The organism is Sedimentibacter sp. MB31-C6 (assembly GCF_035934735.1).
Classification (GTDB): Bacteria; Bacillota; Clostridia; order Tissierellales; family Sedimentibacteraceae; genus Sedimentibacter.
This window is the reverse complement of record NZ_CP142396.1, coordinates 2,824,425-2,843,221: the sequence shown is the minus strand read 5'-3', so window position 1 is coordinate 2,843,221 and position 18,797 is coordinate 2,824,425. Positions and strand designations below refer to the sequence as shown.

Genomic DNA, 18,797 nt, shown 5'->3' with positions numbered 1-18,797 from the left:
AATCTTTGATCTCAGCATCATTAGAAATTGAAATTATACTTAATCCATGTAGTTTACCCTAATCCTTAAATCAATTTCTAAATAATCAAGGGCTTCCTTACCAATTTCCATCACTTCCCTATAATCGTGTACTTTTTCAGTTTCAGGGACTTTTCTCGCAATGGCGTGAATACAATTTCTTAATTCTTCTATATCCATATTATTAACTATTTCATCTGTTTTTTGAATAACTACTTTATAATTCATTTCTCTAACCGTTATCCTTTATTTGTGTTTAAATTAAATATTTCTATACCCAAGCTCAAAATATTAGGTTTTTAACCTAATCTACTTAACACCTACCATTCTTTACTATTCATATTCTAAATCATTGTCTTTACACCACTCGATAAGTTTTTTTTCTAAAGCCTTCTCTTTGAAGTCATACCAATTTTTCTCTATACCTAAATAATTTATGGTATCTTTAAATCTTCTAAAAGCACCTCTGCCTGTAATAGCCCTTTCTAAGCGATTAATGTAACTTTCATTCGTTAGAGAATCGATAAAATCTTCCATTATTTGACATTCATGAATATCAAATTTTGACGGCAATGATATATAATACTCTTGTTCTTGAAAAAAACTAATTCCATCATGAATATCATTCTTTTCCCAATCTAAATACTCATCAAAATTATCATCTTCATCAGATTCTTCTGCAATTTCTAAAAAGCGTTCTTCAATTTCAAATATTTCTGCTGTTCTTATATCCAAAAAATAACGATAATCATCAAATTGCATATCCAATCTTTCTGCTACTTCTTTAACATTTACCTTCATGTAATCTTTACGAATTTCATTAAATGAATTAACTGTAGGTAAAATTACATCCTTTGGAATTATTGTCTTGTAATACTGAAACAACTCCGCTTCAATACTCTCTGTGTTTTCTGAAACAGGCTCCTGAATAATTGCAGATTTTAATTTCTTTCCTAAAATTCCCGTTGCTTTATCAGGTCTTATTATAAATCCAATGCTTCCATTTCCATGATGAACAGGCTTTGAATCAAGAAATTCTTTTGTATGAAATTCAAGCGAAATATCTTCCTCGCTTTCATATTCAATAACAGGATAGTACATCCCCTTTGGACAAACTTCTATTAAACTTTTTTTAATATTCCTTTTTGCCTCTTCAATCTGCCCTTTAGTCATATGTTCCAGCAGTTTAGGGCTTGAGAAGTTTTTTTCCATATCACACCAAATATCCATGAGATAAACCCTGTTTATTTGAACCCAATTCTCTTCGCTGTCTTCCGTGTTTTTAAACCATAATTTATCAGTATATTCTCCATTTACAGCAAGTGTAAGAGGTTGTTCAACCAAATATGAAACACTGTTTTTATTCATAGTGAAATGCAGCTTAGCATTATGTTCAAATTTCGGTATTTCAGTATAATCACCGGCAAGTTCAATGCTGGTCAAAAACAACATATCAATATTTTGATAATCAACACCCTCAGGAATCCAGCCATTTCTCAACAATTCAGACAGAAACAAAACACTCTCTCCATCTTTAAAGTCTAAGAGACGGTTCTCTGTAAAATCTACATCAAATCCCATCTCACCAATAGATACACTTTTTATAGTTTTAAACGATTGAGCAGCTTCTATTCTACCCCTACCCTTTAGTATTGACCTGTTTGTCTCTTGTTGTCTAATCTCGGAAGGCTCTGATACTTCCATCTCTTCAATTTTCCGGCGATACATATCATCATATTCTAAAATAATAAGACGCAATTTCTGTCCATATCGCACTATCCCTGCAATATTACAGACAACACCATCTATCTCTACATTCTTGCCAATTATTCTTACTTCATTTATTCTTGATAAAAGCTTTTGTATATATTTAATATTCATGTTATCTCCTTTTAATCCGGTAAACCTCGACTACGGCATCCTCTCTGAATTGTTTTCTTAAAGGATTTACCTCAACACTCCATATTCCATTACGCTTAATATCATATACTACCGACCATACAGTATCAATAAATTATTTATATCACCTAGCAATTTTGATTTTTTTCACGATAATAGGGGCTCAAATTTATAAACAGCTCTTTTAATTTTTCACTGTCATCACATTTTGTAAATATATGTTCTAACAATTCCTCTTGTCTTGCTTGTCCTAATGTTAATCTATATAATGATAGTATCTTAATAAGTCTTTGATAATTACCTATGTCCTTGCTCAGAGGATAAGAAGCAATAATTCTATCTATCTTTATTTCTTGGTTATCAGGTAAACACCAAAACGGTATTAATTCAGAATAACTATCTTTATACTCTTCTTTAGCACATTCAAATAATTCTTCCCATACATCTTTTTTAAAATTAATATTGTCTCTATATTTTAATGCAATATTATGTCTGATTGCAAGACATTTAAATCTGTTTATTCTGCCTTCTCTCTGCTCTAAATCAATTGGATTGGATGGGAGATTCCAATGCATTACCTTCCTGCAATAATAATGAAAATCAAGTCCTTCCTTACCTATAGATGTTGTTGCTAAAACAAAGGGTCTAAAGGGTGAGTTAAATGAACTCCTAATGCTCTCCTTACGATTAGCATTTTTACTGCTGTCTCCTTCATCTTTATAAAATCCAACTGCATAATGGGATCTCATATTTATGCCTTTATTTTTCTTGTTTAAGGCACGGTCCTTAAATTTATTGTAAGTATCAACATTATAACTTGATGTATGCATCTTCATTGAAAACATCATTTCTGAATGAACAAGTTTTGATTTATGTTGAGAATCACTGTATCCGTTTGATTCAGCAATCATATGTACATATTCATCAAGTACCGACTGAAGGTTGCCGTCTTTGCAATAATTAAGTATGTTTTTCCAATAAGCATCACTATTCTTTCTTCCATAGCATAAATCAATTACAGCAATAGACTCTTGTTTATTAAACATATTTATCATTAATTTTGATATTTGTGTTGCGTTAACACTGTCTTGCCCATTTGCTCTGTATGCACAAACAGCCGGTGAAGCAATTGCCATATTAACCAATACATCTGTTAAATCCTTTGGCATCTTTCCCAATTGCATATTTTTAAGTCTGTCATTATATTCTCTCAACTTCTTCAAATGCGCTAAAAATCCCTTTTGTCCTCTGTCCTTTTCTTCTTCATCTGTATCTCCGGAAATTAGCTCAGCCCCGTAATGAAACCATGTTGTAATATAACCTTGACTGTCAAACAACAATGGAGCAAGGTAGTACCATCTTTCATCATCCCTGTTTCCAAAACCTTGATATCTCTCAAACTTTCTCAATAAAGCGTTAATTTTTCCGGCTAAATCTTTTTCAATATATTTTAAAGATTTAATGTATAAACTGTTTTACTGATATGTCACTTTTGTTATCCGGTATATAAATAGTTTTTTTACAGTGATAGTCATAATAATTTTTTGTCATAGTCTTCATTGAAATTTTTGCTACCTCAACTATTTATTTTCGTATCCTACCAAATCCCAAGAAGTTATTAATCCTAATAATTTTTCCTTTTTAGATCCTGTCTCAGTAATAAATACTGTTGCAATCCTTTTATTATTTTTAAGTCCTTCTCTAAATATATCTTCAACATCAATTAACAATGTATCTTTAGATACAAATTCAAAATATTCGCTCTCATGTTTATCAAATGGAATAAAGTCAAAAACTCTCTTATCAATGCCTCTTTTTCTAATATCACATCTTCTTTGTGTGCAAAAAATGAAAAAACTGTATTTTCACTAAAAACACCAATTATTTTGCCATCTTCCAACACAAGAACATGCGTGTATGTATTTTTGTTCATTTCTTGTATTACTTCAAGGGCATTACTATTTAATGAAGTTTTATATATATTGTTTGCATGAATAACTACTGTATTAAGTGCCACTGGCGGTTTTGTTACTTTATCTAATAATCCTTGATAAAGTTTTACAATATTACCATGAGGTTCAGCTATTGGATCAGAATTAAAATCTTAACTCTTTAATAACAAACAAACCTACCCCAAATAAACATTATTATTGTGCCAATACAAAAACTCTTTTGCAGGGATATCATATTTGTTTTCCGGCATGTTGAATAGTTTTTTGCCGTGGAAATCATAATAAATCTTTCCATTGCCATAATCCTCATTCAGCCTTTTACTTACTTCTACTTTATACTCATCATTAACCGTAATGTATCCCTTATCAAATAGCTTATGGATATCAGTTCGTAATAACAAACCATTGTTTGCTGAATTAGGTCCATTGTTTGAAAATGATTTTATATGTGCTGCATCAAGAACAGGCAAAGTCTTTTCTCCTGTAACTGAGCATTTCCTATTATATGCATCAGTTACTAATACTCTAAAAGCACCTTGTCCTAATCTCGGCTTTACAATTTGTTCCATTCCATAACGCTCAGAACTTTCATATTCATAGGACTTATTAGCTGAAATCAGCCTTTGTTTTTTCAACTTTTCATTAACCTGCTGAAGTAACCTTTGACCAACAAAAGTATCTGGAGAATATGTTTTCCCTGTTTGTATACCTCTTTTCCAATCAGCCGGCACGGGTATCCAATCTTTTTCATCAAAGAAAAATGGTTCAGTTAAAATTATACAACCTATATTATGATTGTTATCAATAATTGATTTTTTGCTCTTATATTTAATTACTCTTTCATTTAATTCTTGAAGGGTTTTAGCTCCATTTTTAATACCAAAAGCATCCCATGCCAAATATGTCGGCAGAATAGAGTATTTGACAAAAAAACCTCCTCCCACAATATAGTTATTCGGGCTATGTAATTTGAATAGAAATAGTTCATTAGTTTTTAGTGCCCTAAAATTAATATTACCGCTAGGTTTCCAAAAATTAACCTCATCGCAGTTTTCATTACTAAGTATTGAATACCAATCATAGTCAGTGATTCCAACATACATCTTCATTTTATTCACCTTCTTAAATTCAGATATAGAATATATAATTCAATTAATTAATTCCGTTCTATTCTATTGTCTTCATATTTAGCTTGATAACTATGTAAAACATTCCTCATACATCTTGTATTCAAAAACTTTATTTAACATTTCCCCCAATTCCTTCTTATCCATTTCCAAATCGACTTTTATAATTTTAATTGTCACTTGTCCATAATTGGTTTCTATTAAAATCTCTGATTCAATATCTTTATAATTTATATCTCCTAAGAGCTTTGGATAAACCAATGCAATTTTTTTACATTCGTATCTGATACTATAAGCAAGCATTTGATAAATGTCAGACTGTGAAACATTTCTATTGTTTAATATATCAATTTCTTTGTACTTTGTATCGATTATATATTTAACATCTTCATTTTCTGTAATTGTTATATCTGGTATTAACTGCAGCTTATTATTGCCATCTTGTTTTGCTAAGTATCGTACAGGTCCTTGATAATTAACCTTATAATAACTATTGTAAGATTTAATTGCTTCAAATATATACATTTCAAACAACTGATTAATAGGGACTAAGAAGCTAAACACCATTTCGTCACCTCTATTTAGGTTTGGACTTGAATTATAATAAAATAATTTTGCCAAGTTAAAAACTGGTTTATATTGATTGTTAAGATGTGAAAATTTAACACCTTTCCATATATCATTATTTAAGCGGACAGCTTCAACATCCTCCAACCAAAGAAGTGATTTCTTAAGCTTCATTTTGTTTTCTTTAACAGTCGTCCTATTAATTAAATTTAATATTACTGTTTTAAAAATTCTATTAATAATAATATTTTCAGTAAATTGATCATATCTTACATAATGAAGATGCTTTCTGTAGCTGTTATACTTTACTGTTTCTGCAAAATCAATTTTACCTTTAATAAATGATTGGTTCTCTAAACATAGATTATAGTTTCTGTTTACATCTCTATTAAGAAGAACTAAAAGTTCATCAATAAAAATTCCTATAAACAGTTCCAACAAATCACCCTTATACTTACCAATAGTCAGTGGTGACGGTATCTTTTTAATACTAAAAAATTCAGAATTAGATAAGAGTCTGATTAATATTTCAAATGCCTTATTGTAGTCTTTTTCCATAAATGACTTAATTGCAATTTTAGGATAAATAAGCAGCCGTGTTTTGTTAACCTGTACAAAACCAACATAATGACTTATTAATAAATTCCCGTCTGCCTGCAAGTTTATATTGTTTTCTCCTATAATCCCTTTCATTGATAAAATATCATTTTCTTCCTGTTTGGATAGTACTAATTTTGTTTGTCTGTCTTCAAATACTTTAATAACTCTTAATCCATCCATTGCATTAACCATATATATCAATTAATTTTTGTTCAAATTCAGAGATTCCTTTGTCATTCACAACCGTTGATAAATGCTGAACGTTTCCGTAATTGTTATAAAAGCTATCCCCAACAATGGCTGTCAAAGATTCAATGTCATTATAAAAATATTCACCAAGCAAAGGCAGGATTTTATAATACCAGGTTTGGTACAAATTAGTTAAGGTTTCAATTCCCATAAAATATGCATGTCCTATTCTGTGGTCGCCATCAAGCCTTTCCATTATTCTGTCATTCATAGTATCCATGAGCTTCGTAAGGTCAATCTTATCATTAACAATATAATTACCTGCCTGCGACAATACATTAGAGTCAGGTCCGATTTCAACAAATGTAAATCTCCTTCGCAGGGCTGTATCAATTGCCGCAATAGATCTGTCTGCAGTATTCATGGTTCCGATAATGTATATATTGCTTGGCACAGTAAATTCTTTTTTAGAATAAGGAAGAAGTGTTTTTAAGCTGCCTCTTTTATCCTGTTCTATAAGAGTAATCAATTCTCCGAAAATCTTTGCAATATTCCCTCTGTTGATTTCATCAATTATAATATAATAGGGCTTAATTTCATTTTTATCTTCAAGACTTTGAGTCAGCGTACTATTTTTGGATATAATTTTTAAAACGTCAGAAATATTCATTCTCACTAATCTGTATACCGTTTTATAAGTAAGATTGGTATTTCCATTCTCAGCAAATATGTCTATAGGATAGCTTAATTCTTTTAGCCATTCAACACTTTTTCTGTGAGGAAAATCATATTTTGAATCATATTTATAATCTGATTTTATTACGCCTATCATTCTAATACTCCGTGGATCGTCGTAAACCATTACGACATCCCCAAGTGCCATTTCATTAACAAAAGAATTTACTGAACTTGCATTTTGTGCTTGATTTACTCCCTTACCCCTTTCTTCAAGGATTGTTAGTATATCTTCGTAAGATGAATTGCTTAAATTTTGATCTTTCAGCCAGTCAATTGCAATATCACCAATTCTTATACATTCATTGTATGTAGCATCTGACTTACGTTCCCCTAAAGATATTTTCCAAATAGAACTGTTTGAATTTATCATATCAATATATTTAGCGTTATTTTCTCTTTTTATCAATTCTTTTTCTGCATTAATACACAAATCTTTAAATATTCCGTTTTCCAACTTATAACCAACATTTTCATTATCTCCTACATTAAGAATTGGTCTTATACCCTCAATGAATTCTTCGTAAGAATACGATTGATGGAATGTAATTGTTCTTACTCTGTTTTCTGCTTCAACTAATTTATAACTGCTGCTCTTATTGAAATGTTTCTTCTCAAAGTTATCAATAATCTTTTGAGTAGCATAAGTTTTTCCCGTACCGGGAGGACCATAAAGAATCAAGTTAGGATTAAAGTTTAATAAGCCGGCATATTCGGCGTATTGTTCTATATCAATTCCATTATCTGGTTCATCTAGTTCAGGAGGATTAACACCTTGATCGCCAGATTTAGGAGGTGGTTTAGGAGCACTCCTCTTTCTGCCGACCAATAAATTGTCATATAAACTAATTACATTAGATACTTTCATAAAACCATTTTTTTCAAGTTCATCGATTAGAGTCATAAGAAAATTTCTTTTCTGGGTTGCATTATCCTTCAAGGCAAAAGCATTAAGTCTTTTAATAGTATACCTTTCCGGACTTCTCTCAAGATATAGCTCATTAAAATCCTCGTATATATAAAATTTACTGTTGAAATACCTTTGAACCTCAACAATTTTCATTTCATCTAAATTATTTATTAATACTCTTATATCTCCGTCTTTTGGATTTAAATCAATATCTTTTAGTGATATATAAATATTGATTAAATTATTTTTGAAATCTATATCTTCCGGCAAAGGACAGTTATCGCTTGTCTTAATCGGAATGAACCCCAAATTTTTAATACTCTTTGAAACCTTATTTACTAAATCCAAATTATGTACAAAGTGTTTATATCTTGTAAAATCATTTGTCAAGCTTACGTCATCATACTCTTTTATCACCTCAAAAGTCAGAACCCCGTCATGCTTTGGATTTACTATGTTCTTCATGTTTGTATATTCTTTTGCTCTCCACAATGCAACTATTTTACCGACATGATTCACAAAAACATAATCACCGGGTTCAACTCCTCCATACCATGGATTGCCCTTTTCTTGAGCAGAATAGTAGTGTTTCTCTATTTGCTCCGGATATTTACCACTGAATTTTCCTAAAAATAGTCTCATGAATTTCCTCCTGACATTGTTTTATTAGCTAATATATTATTTGTTTGCACTCTCCTATGCAAAGTCAAAATCTCCCAAATATTCCTTTACTCAAATATCCTTTTTGCGTTTTTCATAAGCTAATATTTTTTCCTTATGATCAATAAATTTATGTTATGGATAATCAAATTGATCTATTATATTTTAATTTTTCGAACCTACTAATTGATAATAATTTTATTATATAGAAAATTATAACATTTTTCAACATATAGAATACAAAATTTACAATAAATAACATCCTATACAAGTCGCTTATAATAAATATATTTTCCAACTAATTGTTAAAATTTAACCAAAATAACATCGAAATATTACATTAAATGTAATTTCTCCATCATATTAGATACTTTTTCAATAGAATACTTAATAAACATAAAAAAAATGTGGCTTATGGATAATTGCTATGCAATTACCCATAAGTCCGCATTTACTGCTACTACTTTAGAATATCTTTCTACTAAATTCCTCAACCTAGAATATTAAACAAAACAAACTATTTCACGCTACCAATTATAACCACTAGATAAGTAGTCATAATAATTTGAATTATTTAAAACTTTGATTACGAGGTCTATATGTTGCACAATCTGTTTCATGAACACTGTTAGCGTTAATTGACTGAACTTCTATTTTTTGTGCAGTACAATGATCTCCTTCAGTATAATAGTAACAAGATTTAACAACGCATTTTATTCCCGGATTATGATGATCCATCTTTTGTATTTTGTTTTCCATATACATCTCCTTAATTTCTTATTTATTAAATTTATAATAAAAGTATTAAAACTTTTATTAAATTTATCATTCCCTTTAATAAATAATCTATTATAAATACTACTTAAATATTTTTCTTTTTATATTGATATATATAGTTTTATTTCTTTATTATGTAAATATTTTAAATTACATGCTTTTTTGCATAATTTCGTTTCGCATATTTGAATTATGCGACATAACTCAATCTCGCATTTTACTCATAATATATAGTTTACTCAATGGAAACATGAGAAATAATGTAATAGTTTGTATCATCCTTTTTTAGTGTAAGCACAGCGTTTTTACTATATAAAGTTACTATGTCTCCATTTATTTCGCCCCTTATGCAGTGAAAGATTCCCGGTCCAAAGTCGCTTGCATAACTATAAAATGTTTCATATTCTTCTAAATACAAGGCATCGCCCATATTAGTCATATCGTCAAGAGAGACATTCATATATTTTTTTAAATATTTCTCAACAATAGCAAATGGAATACGTCCAAAAGGAACAGGAGAGTTGTCTATATTATCAAATGGAAATCCCTCCAATTCCTTTAATTTCTTGAGTTCTTTTTCATCTTCTGGTGTTACAAAAGTTTCCCTTGGTATGTAATAAACAAACTTACCGATATCTAAATTTTCTGGTTTATCATAATATGATGTGAAGAAATGTGAGATAGGGTTTAATGTAAATTCACCATCAGAACTTGTTATTTCGGTCATATCACCTTTATTGGCAGGTAGTAGTGGCTCAAACGCTTCATTTACGGTCTGTATTTCTTTTTCTGAAAGTGACCTGCTCTCTGTCTGTGGTTGCGAGCAGCCAGTTGAAACGATAAGCATTAGCATTAACCCTATTATAATTACAAATACTTTTTTCATCAAAATAACCTCCTGTTATATGAAAAGTCTCTGTTTCGCTTTTTAATATTGATGCGACATAATATTCTAATCATACGACAATAAATGTATTGATTTTTCATAGTTGTCTACTGCGTATATTACCAACAATAATGCAACAAGTTGCTAATGCTGCAAAAATGTAGGATATACCTGTAAGGGCATTTAACCACAAAAATGCTACACCAATGCCATACCAGAACTTCCTTATTTCTTTATTTTCCATAGCGACTTCCCCTCATTATCGTTTTAGTTCGCCTAATAATACTTATGCGAACTGATACTATTTTAATATTATAACATGAATTGTAAATTTTTCCATATGCTTATATATATTTTCAACAGAAATAAAGTTTAAGTCGAATTTTTACATAACTATTAACACATATTTTTGCAGTCATTTTTACACTCAATTTTGCACATGTAATAAATTTATTACAACTGTTATTTTGTATGTAAAAAACTATGCAAAAATCAATGTATTTTATTTTTAAAGGCAACATAAATATTGGAATTTAGGCAAAATTAAAGAGTGCAAAACTTATTGTAATTTTGCACTCAAAAACATTTGTAAATTTGTTATTTGCACCCCTAAAGTAAACCCATTAGTATATGATATCTTCTTTTTAATGATAAAGTTAATTTCTCAAAAAGTCTGGCTTAGGCATTATAAATAGACGAGGTTCTTGTAAGTAATCTTGTACTATCCTTAAAGCTTCTCCAAATCTCTGATAGTGAACAACTTCTCTTTCTCTTAAATATTTTAATGGCTCAATTACATCAGGATCATCAGCCATATTTATTAACCATTCATACGTTCCTCTAGCTTTTTGTTCTGCAGCTAAATCTTCGGTGAGATCAATAATTGGATCTCCTTTTACTTGAATATATGCTGCTGTAAATGGTGCGCCTGCAGCACTTTGAGGATAAACGCCCTTATCGTGGTCTGCATAGTAACCTCCTGCCCCAGCTCTTTCAATTTCTTCTGGAGTTGCGCCCTTCATTAACTGACGAACCATAGTACCAATTATTTCTAAGTGTGCTAATTCCTCTGTACCTATATCATTTAATGTAGCGATGGCTTCAGGTGTAATCATGGTAAATCTTTGACTTAAATATCTTAATGAAGCTGCTAATTCGCCATCTGGACCACCATATTGGGTTACAATTAACTTTGCCATTGCAGGATTTGGGTTTTTAATTTTTATTGGATATTCTAACATCTTGTCGTAAGTCCACATTTTTTTAATCTCCTTTCATTATAGCTTAAAATTAGCATCATATTCCCATGGCCAAGGTTCATTAATCCATTGCCATGGATATGGGCTAAGGGAATCATCTTGATTAATCATATCAAAGTTTTTCTCATATTCATCTTTAAGAATCTTGAATTGTTTAGCATAGGTATTACGTTTTACTAAAGCATTACGATCAGAAGGATGAGTATTAAGATATAATTGTAAATCTTCCAGCATCATATGAACTGCTGTTATTTCTCTTTTTAATTCCATTCTTTTATTATAATTCATAACCCTACCTCCTTCTATTAATACTCAGATGATTTTAATTTATATTTTTTATCTCTAGCTTCATAAGGACTATATAGTTCTGGAAAAGCAGTTCCTTTTCTTAATGATTCTAAAGGATTAAAAAGTTCGCATAGTTTTTGATAAGGAACATATGCAGCTGCTAATCTGACATTTTCAATTACCATTTCTTGTGGTATACATTTATTCATAGGCATGGAGCTTTCGTTATATAGATTATCCCTAAACCTTTGATTATTAACCATTTGTTTTATTCCTCCTTTTAAATGTTACTTAATTTTATTATATGGCTCAAAAATAATTAAGTTACTTAATATATATAGAAATATATATTAAAAGAGTTGCTTCGCAACGCCGCTAGGGTGACCTATGTCACCCTTAACGTCAAGGACGTTCCGTCCTTCCTATTTTTTTATTATATAGGAAAGGAAAACTTTCCTATATAATAAAAAGAGTCCTACCTAATGGTAAGACTCGCGGTATGCATACAATGCATACCCTACACATAAATCAATCATGAAAATTGCTAGGAATTTTCATCGATAGATTTTCCCATTTCTCAAATATTAATTCAAGTTTTTTATTTAATTCCTCTTTTTCTTCTAAAAGTTCACAAAGCTTATTGGCATCACGGCTATACAAATTCATCGCTTCTTCAATAGTTTTTATTTTTTCCTCCAATTCATTAATTTCCTTTTCTAATTGTTCTAATTTTCGTTTTAAATTAGAACTACTTTCTGAATTGTTGAAATTTTTTTTACTATTTTCTTTATTTTTATATTGTTTTTTAGATTTCATATTATCTTTTAAGTTGTTCTCTTCTTTTTTGTCCATGAGTTTACGAAACTCATCTAAATAATACGTATAATCTCCATTATATAATTTGACTCTCTTATTATTAATTGAAATAATTTTATTTGCTAATTTATTTATAAAATACCGATCGTGAGATACAAACAACAATGTACCTTCAAATTCCATTAGTGTTTCTTCAAGAACTTCTCTTGAATCAATGTCTAAATGATTTGTCGGTTCGTCTAATACCATTAAATTTGCACCTTCAAAAGTTAACGAGCATAACTTTAATCTGCTTTTTTCTCCTCCTGAAAGAACTTTAATTTTCTTATTAACATCTTCTTTTAAAAATAACACTTTTGCTAATTGTGCCCTAGCTAATCCATATGATATGTTATGCAAATATGAGAAATACTCTAATATAGTTAGTTCCTCATCTTCAAAAATAATATTTTGTGGTAAATAACCAATTTTTATTTGAGAGCCAATTCTTATATTTCCTTTATCAGGTTCTAAATCTCCTAAAATCATTTTAAGCAATGTTGTTTTTCCACTACCATTTCTTCCTATAATACAACAGCTATCTTGATAAAAAATACTTAAATTTGCATTTTGAATTAAAACCTTTCCAGCAAAAGCTTTACAAACATCTTTTGTTTCAACGACTATTTTTCCACTTCTGTTAGTATTAATTTGATTTAAACGAATCTTTCTATTATTTAATACAGGCTTATTTTTTACTTCTACCTTATCTAAACGCTTTTCAAGTTCTTTTGCCCGTTTAAACATTTTATTACTATCTCTCATTTCACCCCAAATACGATAACGCTCTATTTGACGTTCCATCTGATCAATTTTCTTTTGCTGATTTTTATAACTCTGAAGGTCTATAAGAAATCTTCTTTCCTTTTCAGCCACATAATAGCTATAATTACCTAAATAAATATTTGACTTATCAAATTCTAATTCAATAATTTTATTTACTACACTATCTAAAAAGTATCTATCGTGAGATATTACAATAACAGTTCCCTTATAATTCTTTAGAAAGTCTTCAAGCCATTCAATTGTTTCTAAATCCAAATGATTAGTTGGTTCATCAAGTAATAAAATATCTGGCTCTTCTAACAATATTTTTGCAAGCATAACTCTTGTTTTTTCACCACCGCTAAGCTTATTATAATTCATATTTTTTAATGTATCATCAATTTGCAATCCTGATGTTACTTTATTGATTTTTGTTTCTGAATCATAACCTCCTAACAACTCAAATTCATCAGACAATTTGCCATAATCTGTCATTGCTTTTTCTAAAGCATCATCTTTCAGATTTTTAAATTTTTCTTCTAATTCCTTCATTTGTTTTCTTATATGAATTGTTTTTTTAAATGCCATTTCTAAAACATCTATTGTTTTAATTTCATCATCAAATACTGGTATTTGATCTAAATAACCTAATTTAGCATCTTTACGAAGATTGATTTCTCCTTCTTGATAATTTTCTAAACCCATGAGAATTTTCATTATTGTAGTCTTGCCTGAACCATTTTGACCAATTAAACCTACTCTTTCGCAAGTTTTTATATCAAAGGTTATATTTTGAAATATTTTATTTGCAGCGTAGTACTTTGTTAAATTATTTATACTTAATTCAATCATTTTAATCCTCTTTTCTATTATATAACACAAAAAAACCCAATGCTATAAGCCTTGGGTTATCATTTCTAATTAATATTTTTATTAAAAATTATTTCTAATATGATTTATCCAAAACACTTATATATCTTTTTGAACCTATTAAATTTAGACGCACGTATCCCCTTAATTGAAAATTGTGCTGTCATTATAGATTCAAATTTAACATATCTAAGTGTTTTATTCATTGTAATACCTTTCTAAAATAGAATACTTTAAAATAATATTATAAAATATGTTTTTTGTCAATACTTTTTAGAAATATTTGTCATTATATTTGTCATTATCATGTGTAGAGGACGCATTATATGCGTCCCTCGGTATGCTGCATACCCTACAATGAAATGTTCAGATTAATACGAAAATGTTTATCAACTATTTTAATTTGGTTTTATCTCTCCTGCTTTTGTCAAAGCCATTTTAGTAACAAGTGGACCAATTAACTCATAAATTACTGTTCCACATAAAACTATAGTTTGAATTTTATATCCATATTCTGGGACGATAGTAGTAGCCATACCAGCTAAACCAATTGCTACTCCAGCCTGAGGCAGTAATGTGAACCCCAAATACTTTGCTACTATCGGTTCTGCCTTTGATATTTTTGCTCCAATAGCCGCACCTGATACTTTTCCTATTACTCTAAATATAACATATAAAGCACCAATTACTCCAACTGTCGGCAATATAGTGATATCTAATTCGGCACCTGACACAAAGAAAAAAAGCAAATATATCGGAGGAGTCATTCTATCCACCATTTTAAATACTTCTTCACTAACCTCTGATAAATTAGTAAAAACTGCACTCATTGCCATACATGCTAGTAAAGCTGAAAAACCTAATAATTCTGATACTCCTATACATAGGAAAACCATGGCAATTGCCATGGTCAACCTATTTCCACGTCCTGTATACCATGCTGCCAAAAATTTTAATATAATACCGAGTATTGCTCCAAATATTAATGCTCCACCTATTTCTATAATCGGATCTAACAAAGTAGTTACAATAGACCCTGCACCTACTGAACTAATAGACTTTGCAATGGCTACTGAAATACCAAAACACATTAATGCCACTGCATCATCAATTGCTACAACAGGGAGTAATGTATTTGTAACTGGACCTTTTGCATTGTATTGACGTACTACCATTAAGGTAGCCGCTGGAGCAGTAGCTGCTGCAATAGCACCTAACACCAAAGAGAAGGCCACATCATTTCCTGTCAAAATTAAAATTAAGTCCACTATTAATACTGCACTAACAGCCTCTGCAAATGCTATTATTACAGGGGACTTTCCAACTAGTTTCAAGTAAGAAAGCTTAAATTCTGCACCAATAGAAAATGCAATAAATCCTAAAGCCATATCAGGAATCATAGAGAACTTTTCTATCGCCTCCATATTAATGATATTTAAACAATATGGTCCAGCAATTAAACCGATAATAATATAACCAGTTACATTAGGGAATTTAATTTTTTCCATTGCTTTGCTAGATAGCAACCCTAAAATAATGGCAATAGCTAAATACGTATAAATGTTCAAATTGTTCAACCTTATTCACCAAACCCTTCCACATCAGTAATGGGAATAGAGAACATTATACCAGTATTTGGCTCACTTAAATCACCTATAACTTCTTTGATAGTTCTTCTTGTTGTCATTACCTGTTCATTTTTTAATACAAATAGCAATACTTTGCTGGCTAACTTTTCATCATCTGTTAGTATATGTCTAAGCATTCCGAATATAGGTAAATCTTCCATATTTACTAAAGATTTTGCCATGCCTGTACTTTCGACAATTGTACCACCTCTGACTCCTGTTTCAGCCAGTTTTTCCATAATATCATCCACCAATTCAACTTTTTTGAGAATTAGAATTAATATCTGCATATTTTCACCTTCCATTCTTAATTTAATAATGTATAATTGCTAACCGATTGTTATCATACTCCTTTATAAATTAAATGTCAAATTCTCAATATAAATTATAATATATATAATAAAAAAATCAGCTAAGAATTCCGAATTCTTAGCTGATTTAAAATTTTATAATAAATTCATGCCAACTTTTAATGCCTTTTTATTTATCTCAACAAAATGTGGTTTTACATTATCACCAATTATCTTATTCCAATCAATGTCTTCTAGTCCCATTGCCTTAACAATGGTACCAAGCATTATTATATTCATAACTTTTGAGTTTCCAAGAGTTTCCGCCTCTTTCGCAGCATCAATAACAGTTGTATTTGCTTTGCTTTGCAATATTTCAATTGCATTTTCAGGATATTCCGCTTTTCCAGAAAGAATTGGCATAGAATTAATTCTGAAATCATTAACAACTACCTTGCCTTCAGGTTTTAAGTAATTTAAAAATCTTAATGCTTCCATTTTTTCAAAAGACACTAAAATATCAGCTCCACCTATTTCTATTACAGGAGATTCTACTTTGTCCCCATATCTAACCTGTGATGAAACCGATCCTCCTCTTTGAGACATTCCATGTATTTCACTCATTTTAACATCATAACCTGCTTCCATAAGTCCTGTTGTAAGCAATTTACTAGCAAGTATAGTACCTTGTCCGCCAACTCCAACTAATAATATACTCTTTGTCATTATGCTTCCACCTTTCTTATAGCTTTTACTGGACATACTTGAAGACAAACTTCACATCCAACACATTGGTTTAAATCAATGCTTGATTTTTTATTCTCTTTATCAAATACTATAGCAGGACATCCTGTTCTAGTACAAGCTTTACAACCAATACATTTTTCTTCATCAACAGTACATTTACTCTTAAATGCTGTATCAAATTCTTCTTTATCTTCATCAGAAAATTTCTTTAATACACATGGCCATCTAGTGATAATAACTGATGGTTCATCAAGACTAAGAGCCCAATCGAGAGCATTTTTAACTGCAGTAAGATCATTAGGATTTATTACCACTATATTCTTAAAGCCTATAGCTTTAACTATTGCCTCTATATCTAATACAGCTGTTTTATCTCCCTGTAATGTATAACCAGAGCCTGGATTTTCCTGATGTCCAGTCATTCCAGTTATACGGTTGTCAAGTATTACATTAACCGTATTGCTATTGTTGTAAATAACATCAATTAGAGAATTAATTCCAGTATGGAAGAATGTAGAATCACCTAAGGTAGCAACTACTCTCATTTTATTATCTTTTATAGAATTAAATATTTTTTGTGCCCCATGTCCCATACTAATACTTGCACCCATACATATAATCTGATCTTGTGCATTATATGGTTCTGCAAAGGCAAGAGAGTAACATCCTATATCACCTGACATCATTACATTTTTTCTCTTTCCTAACTCATAATAGAACCCTCTATGAGGACATCCAGCACAAAGTGTTGGAGGTCTTCCTACTATTTCTTTTTCTTCATACTCAACTGTTGGTTTTGTTTCTCCATATACTGCTTTTCTTAAAACCTCTGGAAGCATCTCGCCATAAGCTGGGAATAAATTTTTTCCATAACAATCGAATCCTAAAATTCTTACTTGTTCTTCAATATAAGGATCATTTTCTTCTATAACATAAACTTTTTCAACTTTTGAACAAAATTCTTTAATTTTTTCTATAGGCAATGGATTTGTAAATCCGAGTTTAAGATATGATACTGTATCTCCAAATACTTCCTTGGCATAACTATAAGACATTCCAGAAGCAATTACTCCAACTTTTGTATCATTCCACTGGATGCTATTCCATTTAGTAGTATTTGAAAAATCTAACAATTTCTTTTGTCTTTCTTCTACTTTTACTCTAAGACCTCTCGAAACTGCTGGAACAGTAACAAATTTATTAGCTGTTTTTTTATATTTAATTATTTCTTTTTCATCTCTATCTTGGCATTCTACGATACCTTTAGAATGGCATACTCTTGTTGTTGTTCTTAATAACACAGGAGCATCATATGTTTCACTTAAATCAAAAGCAGCTTTTACCATATCCTTTGATTCTTGACTATCTGATGGTTCAAACATTGGAATTTTAGCAAATTTTGCGTAATTACGATTATCCTGTTCATTTTGTGAAGAATGTTGTCCCGGTTCATCTGCTGAAACTAAAACCAAGCCACCATTTACTCCTGTATATGCAAATGTAAACAAAGGATCTGCAGCAACATTTACGCCAACATGCTTCATTGCAGCTATTGACCTTCCTCCTGCTATAGATGCACCAATTGCAGATTCTAAAGCAACTTTTTCATTAGGTGCCCATTCAGCAATAATTTCGTCTTTAAATTCCCCAATATTTTCAAGTATTTCAGTGCTTGGTGTTCCTGGGTAAGCAGCAGCAAATCTTACACCTGCTTCATAGGCACCTCGAGCTATTGCTTCATTACCTGTTAATAACTTTTTCATACCTTCACTCCT

General features: G+C 30.4%; 19 protein-coding genes. All 19 read right to left on the bottom strand.

Annotated features, from left to right (window positions below; translation table 11 throughout):
• Window positions 1-39: 39 nt before the first annotated feature.
• On the bottom strand, window positions 40-246 hold the full coding sequence (locus U8307_RS13665) for a hypothetical protein (protein ID WP_326908703.1): 207 nt from the start codon (window positions 244-246) through the stop codon (window positions 40-42).
• Window positions 247-351: 105 nt separating this feature from the next.
• Window positions 352-1,899 carry a hypothetical protein gene (locus U8307_RS13660; protein WP_326908702.1) on the bottom strand — a complete coding sequence of 516 codons (1,548 nt, stop codon included), beginning with the start codon at window positions 1,897-1,899 and terminating at the stop codon, window positions 352-354.
• 146 nt (window positions 1,900-2,045) lie between these two features.
• Window positions 2,046-3,326 carry a helicase-related protein gene (locus U8307_RS13655; protein WP_326908700.1) on the bottom strand — a complete coding sequence of 427 codons (1,281 nt, stop codon included), beginning with the start codon at window positions 3,324-3,326 and terminating at the stop codon, window positions 2,046-2,048.
• A gap of 171 nt (window positions 3,327-3,497) precedes the next feature.
• A complete protein-coding gene (locus U8307_RS13650; protein ID WP_326908698.1) occupies window positions 3,498-3,647 on the bottom strand; it encodes a hypothetical protein in 150 nt (49 codons plus the stop codon).
• Window positions 3,641-3,934 carry a CBS domain-containing protein gene (locus U8307_RS13645; RefSeq protein ID WP_326908696.1) on the bottom strand — a complete coding sequence of 98 codons (294 nt, stop codon included), beginning with the start codon at window positions 3,932-3,934 and terminating at the stop codon, window positions 3,641-3,643. Before U8307_RS13645 ends, U8307_RS13650 begins: the two co-directional genes overlap by 7 nt.
• 111 nt (window positions 3,935-4,045) lie before the next feature.
• Window positions 4,046-4,978 carry an HNH endonuclease gene (locus tag U8307_RS13640; protein ID WP_326908695.1) on the bottom strand — a complete coding sequence of 311 codons (933 nt, stop codon included), beginning with the start codon at window positions 4,976-4,978 and terminating at the stop codon, window positions 4,046-4,048.
• A gap of 90 nt (window positions 4,979-5,068) precedes the next feature.
• Complete coding sequence (locus U8307_RS13635; RefSeq protein ID WP_326908693.1) at window positions 5,069-6,343, bottom strand: McrC family protein; 1,275 nt, start codon at window positions 6,341-6,343, stop codon at window positions 5,069-5,071.
• 4 nt (window positions 6,344-6,347) lie between these two features.
• Window positions 6,348-8,639, bottom strand: coding sequence for an AAA family ATPase (locus tag U8307_RS13630; protein WP_326908691.1), 2,292 nt, complete (start codon window positions 8,637-8,639; stop codon window positions 6,348-6,350).
• Between the two features lie 588 nt (window positions 8,640-9,227).
• Window positions 9,228-9,416, bottom strand: a complete 189-nt coding sequence (locus tag U8307_RS13625) for a DUF1540 domain-containing protein (RefSeq protein WP_326908689.1) — start codon at window positions 9,414-9,416, stop codon at window positions 9,228-9,230.
• 253 nt (window positions 9,417-9,669) lie between these two features.
• The gene (locus U8307_RS13620; RefSeq protein WP_326908687.1) at window positions 9,670-10,320 is read right to left on the bottom strand and encodes a hypothetical protein; all 651 of its coding nucleotides are present in this window, start codon (window positions 10,318-10,320) and stop codon (window positions 9,670-9,672) included.
• Between the two features lie 97 nt (window positions 10,321-10,417).
• Window positions 10,418-10,564, bottom strand: coding sequence for a hypothetical protein (locus U8307_RS13615; protein ID WP_326908686.1), 147 nt, complete (start codon window positions 10,562-10,564; stop codon window positions 10,418-10,420).
• Window positions 10,565-10,976: 412 nt separating this feature from the next.
• Window positions 10,977-11,579 carry a manganese catalase family protein gene (locus U8307_RS13610; RefSeq protein WP_326908684.1) on the bottom strand — a complete coding sequence of 201 codons (603 nt, stop codon included), beginning with the start codon at window positions 11,577-11,579 and terminating at the stop codon, window positions 10,977-10,979.
• 18 nt (window positions 11,580-11,597) lie between these two features.
• Complete coding sequence (locus tag U8307_RS13605) at window positions 11,598-11,867, bottom strand: spore coat protein CotJB (protein ID WP_326908682.1); 270 nt, start codon at window positions 11,865-11,867, stop codon at window positions 11,598-11,600.
• Between the two features lie 17 nt (window positions 11,868-11,884).
• A complete protein-coding gene (locus tag U8307_RS13600) occupies window positions 11,885-12,130 on the bottom strand; it encodes a spore coat associated protein CotJA (RefSeq protein WP_326908681.1) in 246 nt (81 codons plus the stop codon).
• 265 nt (window positions 12,131-12,395) lie between these two features.
• Window positions 12,396-14,339, bottom strand: coding sequence for a ribosomal protection-like ABC-F family protein (abc-f, locus tag U8307_RS13595; protein WP_326908680.1), 1,944 nt, complete (start codon window positions 14,337-14,339; stop codon window positions 12,396-12,398).
• 416 nt (window positions 14,340-14,755) lie between these two features.
• On the bottom strand, window positions 14,756-15,925 hold the full coding sequence (locus tag U8307_RS13590) for a cation:proton antiporter (protein WP_326908678.1): 1,170 nt from the start codon (window positions 15,923-15,925) through the stop codon (window positions 14,756-14,758).
• An 11-nt stretch (window positions 15,926-15,936) separates the two neighbouring features.
• Window positions 15,937-16,275 carry a P-II family nitrogen regulator gene (locus tag U8307_RS13585; protein WP_326908676.1) on the bottom strand — a complete coding sequence of 113 codons (339 nt, stop codon included), beginning with the start codon at window positions 16,273-16,275 and terminating at the stop codon, window positions 15,937-15,939.
• Window positions 16,276-16,431: 156 nt separating this feature from the next.
• The gene (locus U8307_RS13580; protein ID WP_326908674.1) at window positions 16,432-17,001 is read right to left on the bottom strand and encodes an indolepyruvate oxidoreductase subunit beta; all 570 of its coding nucleotides are present in this window, start codon (window positions 16,999-17,001) and stop codon (window positions 16,432-16,434) included.
• Window positions 17,001-18,785 (bottom strand): indolepyruvate ferredoxin oxidoreductase subunit alpha, encoded by a 1,785-nt coding sequence (gene iorA / locus U8307_RS13575; RefSeq protein ID WP_326908672.1) that lies wholly within the window; start codon window positions 18,783-18,785, stop codon window positions 17,001-17,003. The genes U8307_RS13580 and iorA overlap by 1 nt, the downstream gene beginning before the upstream one ends.
• Between the last annotated feature and the right edge of the window lie 12 nt (window positions 18,786-18,797).

Coding starts and splice junctions, on each gene's coding strand:
- U8307_RS13580 (WP_326908674.1), bottom strand. CDS start 17,001: ATGACAAAGAGTATATTATTAGTTGGAGTTGGCGGACAAGGTACTATA.
- iorA (WP_326908672.1), bottom strand. CDS start 18,785: ATGAAAAAGTTATTAACAGGTAATGAAGCAATAGCTCGAGGTGCCTAT.
- U8307_RS13615 (WP_326908686.1), bottom strand. CDS start 10,564: ATGGAAAATAAAGAAATAAGGAAGTTCTGGTATGGCATTGGTGTAGCA.
- abc-f (WP_326908680.1), bottom strand. CDS start 14,339: ATGATTGAATTAAGTATAAATAATTTAACAAAGTACTACGCTGCAAAT.
- U8307_RS13620 (WP_326908687.1), bottom strand. CDS start 10,320: ATGAAAAAAGTATTTGTAATTATAATAGGGTTAATGCTAATGCTTATC.
- U8307_RS13605 (WP_326908682.1), bottom strand. CDS start 11,867: ATGAATTATAATAAAAGAATGGAATTAAAAAGAGAAATAACAGCAGTT.
- U8307_RS13640 (WP_326908695.1), bottom strand. CDS start 4,978: ATGAAGATGTATGTTGGAATCACTGACTATGATTGGTATTCAATACTT.
- U8307_RS13585 (WP_326908676.1), bottom strand. CDS start 16,275: ATGCAGATATTAATTCTAATTCTCAAAAAAGTTGAATTGGTGGATGAT.
- U8307_RS13600 (WP_326908681.1), bottom strand. CDS start 12,130: ATGGTTAATAATCAAAGGTTTAGGGATAATCTATATAACGAAAGCTCC.
- U8307_RS13610 (WP_326908684.1), bottom strand. CDS start 11,579: ATGTGGACTTACGACAAGATGTTAGAATATCCAATAAAAATTAAAAAC.
- U8307_RS13630 (WP_326908691.1), bottom strand. CDS start 8,639: ATGAGACTATTTTTAGGAAAATTCAGTGGTAAATATCCGGAGCAAATA.
- U8307_RS13625 (WP_326908689.1), bottom strand. CDS start 9,416: ATGGAAAACAAAATACAAAAGATGGATCATCATAATCCGGGAATAAAA.
- U8307_RS13660 (WP_326908702.1), bottom strand. CDS start 1,899: ATGAATATTAAATATATACAAAAGCTTTTATCAAGAATAAATGAAGTA.
- U8307_RS13635 (WP_326908693.1), bottom strand. CDS start 6,343: ATGGATGGATTAAGAGTTATTAAAGTATTTGAAGACAGACAAACAAAA.
- U8307_RS13665 (WP_326908703.1), bottom strand. CDS start 246: ATGAATTATAAAGTAGTTATTCAAAAAACAGATGAAATAGTTAATAAT.